The sequence below is a fragment of the Coleofasciculus sp. FACHB-712 genome, assembly GCF_014695635.1.
GTDB lineage: Bacteria > Cyanobacteriota > Cyanobacteriia > Cyanobacteriales > FACHB-T130 > FACHB-T130.
In genome coordinates, this window is record NZ_JACJOQ010000241.1 from 1 (window position 1) to 3,616 (window position 3,616).

The window sequence follows — 3,616 nt, forward strand, 5'->3', positions numbered from 1 at the left end:
AGATACGACCTCGCTTCCCTGCGGCTGAGTGACCAACAGGGTTGCTCCCCACCCATCTTTCATCCACGGGTTCCGAAGCTAGCTGATAACGGCTATCTGAAGAAAGCCGAATTCGTTGAGAGTGGTTATCTAAGCTGGCATGAATTGTAAACATACCGAATATCAAAACATCTCCAGCTTTGAAATCGGCGGTTAGCCAGCGCCCTCCGTATTTTTTTCGCAGAGAAACTGGGTTTTTTGATAACGCCCCATTCCACCACTTTTCACCAGATGCATACAATTGGGCAGTCTTTCGGTTGTAACAATAACTATCTACATCCTTGCGCCCATAATCGTTTTTAATCCTTTCCAGCCGATGCGAGTTTTCTAAAATTATCAGCCCTCCCATCTCCAGAGATACGTCGCCCAACGGTGTCCAAGTTGTGTAAAGGTCATGAGTTCCCCGCCCCATGTACACGATATCGCAGTGAGCATAAGTACCATGACCGGGGGCAACTGCCCTTAACCAGGTGTAATCGAAAGGTCGGACATCTCCGCCTAAAAAAACTTGATAAAATTCCATCATTCGACCCGAATAAAGCAGTTTTTTAATTGCCTGACTTTGGGCTGCTAAATCGGGTCTAAAATGCATTTTTAATCCCGGTTTTGCCACGCATTCTAGAATCGGGTGTCCGGGTTCGAGACAATCTTCTGCGGCTAAGCGTTCGGCAATTTCCTGACGACTTTGCCAAACTTCTTGGGGATTTAGAAGTGCCCGAAGGTATAAATACCCGTCCTGTTGCATCCGCTGGCGCAGTTTTTGAGGCTGATTGATTAAATCTGAAGAATCGATTAAATAACCAAAAGCTTCGCTGCTGCAATCAAGTTCGTAACATAAAGAAGTGAGGACGGTTTTCTCAGGTAAGAGGATCATCACTCAGTATTTAAAGTTGCTATTCTCACATCTTATTCTCGTTATCAGGCAGCAGCCTAGGAACGAGAGGTGCGAGGCTACTGCCGCCCCAGCGCCAGCGCTCAGACGAACGTTATCAAATCACATAATTGGACAACCCACTTGCTTGAAGGATTGTATTGCTATCCTGTAAGGTAGTTGCCCTGCGCTTGAATCGCCCACTCACTAGAACCATGACCCAGCAACCTACACGCATTTGTATCCTCGGTGGCGGCTTTGGCGGTCTCTACACTGCCCTGCGCTTGAGCCAGTTGCCTTGGGAAAAGTCGGAACGTCCGGAAATTGTCCTGGTGGATCGAGATGACCGCTTTTTGTTCACACCGCTGCTGTATGAACTACTCACCGGGGAACTGCAAACTTGGGAAATTGCTCCGCCGTTTCAAGAGATTCTAGCGAACACGGGTGTGCGTTTCTGTCAGGGTGTTGTGGCTGGAATAGATATCCAGGAAAAGCTAGTACATTTGCACGATGGCCCTGCCTTCTCCTACGATCGCTTGGTGTTAGCTTTAGGTGGAGAGACGCCCCTAGATATGGTGCCAGGGGCAGCTGAATATGCGTTTCCTTTCCGGACGATTGCTCACGCCTACCGCTTGGAAGAACGGCTGAGAATTTTGGAAGAGTCGGAAACGGATAAAATTCGCATCGCCATTGTCGGAGGCGGTTATTGTGGCGTTGAATTGGCGTGCAAGTTGGCGGATCGCCTTGGCGAACGAGGTCGCATTCGGTTAATTGAACAAGCTGATATGATTCTCCGAACATCGCCAGATTTTAATCGGGAAGCGGCGCGAAAAGCTTTGGAAGAAAGGGGTGTGTGGATTGATTTGGACACGGCAGTAGAGTCGATGTCACCGACTACAATCTCGCTAGTGTACAAAGCACAGGTAGACCCAATCCCAGTGGATTTAGTGCTGTGGACGGTGGGAACGCAAGTGGCAGAGGCAGTGCGATCGCTCGAACTAAAACACAATCAACGCGGTCAAATTACCACTACGCCGACTCTACAAGTGGTTGACTATCCAGAAATCTTTGCCCTTGGCGACCTTTCGGACGCTCGCGACGCTGACGGTCAGCAAATACCGGCAACTGCCCAGTCTGCCTTCCAGCAATCAGATTATACTGCCTGGAATATCTGGGCGTCGCTAACCGGGCGTCCTTTGCTTCCCTTCCGCTATCAGAGTTTCGGCGAAATCATGACCTTGGGGACGGATAACGCCACTTTCACCGGCATGGGAGTAAAGCTGGATGGTTCCCTCGCCTATCTCTTCCGGCGTCTGGCGTATCTGTATCGGATGCCAACGCTCAACCATCAGTTGAAAGTCGGATTCAATTGGATTGCCCAACCTTTGTTGGAAATGTTCTCGAAGTAATCCGGAATGAGGGGTCATCGGCTTGGAGTTAAAGGTGGGCAATGCCCACTTATACAGTTTCACTATATTTATCTCTTAGATTCTCATGTAGGGGCGCGAGGCTTTGTCTCGTGCCCTTACGTTTAGGAAGGAATTGAGGAAGGAATTGACGCTCCCACGGCTTTAGGGAAGTAGAGCTGTGGGAGCATCAATACTGAGATAGGATTTATGACATGATGATGAATCTAATCGCTGGTTTTGTTGGGTTTGCGATCTTGAGATGGAACGCTAAGGTAGCATGAAGCGCCCCAAAGTTATTTTTCTCGATGCCGTGGGCACCATGTTTGGTGTAAGAGGTAGTGTAGGAGAGGCGTATAGCGCGATCGCTAGTCGGTTTGGCGTCCAAGTCTCTGCCGAGGTGGTGAATCCAGCCTTCTACCAAAGCTTTAAAGCCGCACCACCGCCAGTTTTTCTAGGTGCAGAATCCCAAGAAATACCGGATCGGGAATTTGAATGGTGGAAAGCGATCGCGCTTTCTACATTTGGACAGGTAGGCGTCTTGCCGCAATTTTCAGACTTTTCCAATTTTTTTGACGAACTCTACGCCTACTTCTCCACCGCTGAACCTTGGTTTGTTTATCCCGATGTTCTTATAGCTTTGGAAAAATGGAGGGAAATGGAAATTGAGCTGGGTGTATTGTCAAATTTCGATTCCCGTATCTACTCGGTTTTGCAATCACTGAATTTAATTGAATTTTTTACCTCTGTCACCATTTCCTCGGAAATCGGTGCTGCCAAACCCAATCCCAAAATTTTTGCCGCTGCGTTGGAGAAACATAACTGTTCGCCTGAGGAAGCATGGCACATTGGCGACAGTCATAAAGAGGATTATCAAGGAGCAAAAGCAGCGGGACTCAAGGGCATTTTTTTAAAGCGCACTGAGTAGAGGGTTAGGACATGATGTAACAGTGTAGTTGTGGCAGTGAAAAGCCACGTATAGCGCGATACGGTCAGCAATCGTTTTTCTCAAGTGCTACTGCCTGTAGTTTTACCATCGTAACTCAAGAGCAACTGTGCTAATCGAGCCATGCTACTGCATCATTTCTACTTGCTTGAAGCGATCGCGTAACTCGTCAACAAGGAGTCATAGATGTCTTTTCTACCTTATGAAAATTTCACTATTACAACTAATCTAGATTCAGAAGAAGTCAAGAGAATATTGGCTGATGTCATTGAACCGCCTAAGACGTTTAGAAATTCTTGGTCTTCGGCATCAAGATCGCATAAACCCTATGAAGGTAAAATTTATGATGATAGT

The 3,616-nt window shown here is 47.6% G+C and carries 3 protein-coding genes; 2 read left to right on the forward strand and 1 reads right to left on the reverse strand.

Features of this window, described 5'->3' with window-relative positions:
• Positions 1–913 (reverse strand): phytanoyl-CoA dioxygenase family protein (locus tag H6F50_RS06970; RefSeq protein WP_190427871.1); only part of this gene is annotated, 913 nt, incomplete at its 3' end.
• A gap of 212 nt (positions 914–1,125) precedes the next feature.
• Between H6F50_RS06970 and H6F50_RS06975 the strand changes: the two genes are divergently transcribed.
• Positions 1,126–2,319, forward strand: coding sequence for an NAD(P)/FAD-dependent oxidoreductase (locus H6F50_RS06975; RefSeq protein WP_190427874.1), 1,194 nt, complete (start codon positions 1,126–1,128; stop codon positions 2,317–2,319).
• A gap of 277 nt (positions 2,320–2,596) precedes the next feature.
• Positions 2,597–3,244: an HAD family hydrolase gene (locus tag H6F50_RS06980; RefSeq protein WP_190427876.1), complete on the forward strand. Its 648-nt coding sequence runs from the start codon at positions 2,597–2,599 to the stop codon at positions 3,242–3,244.
• Positions 3,245–3,616 lie beyond the last annotated feature (372 nt).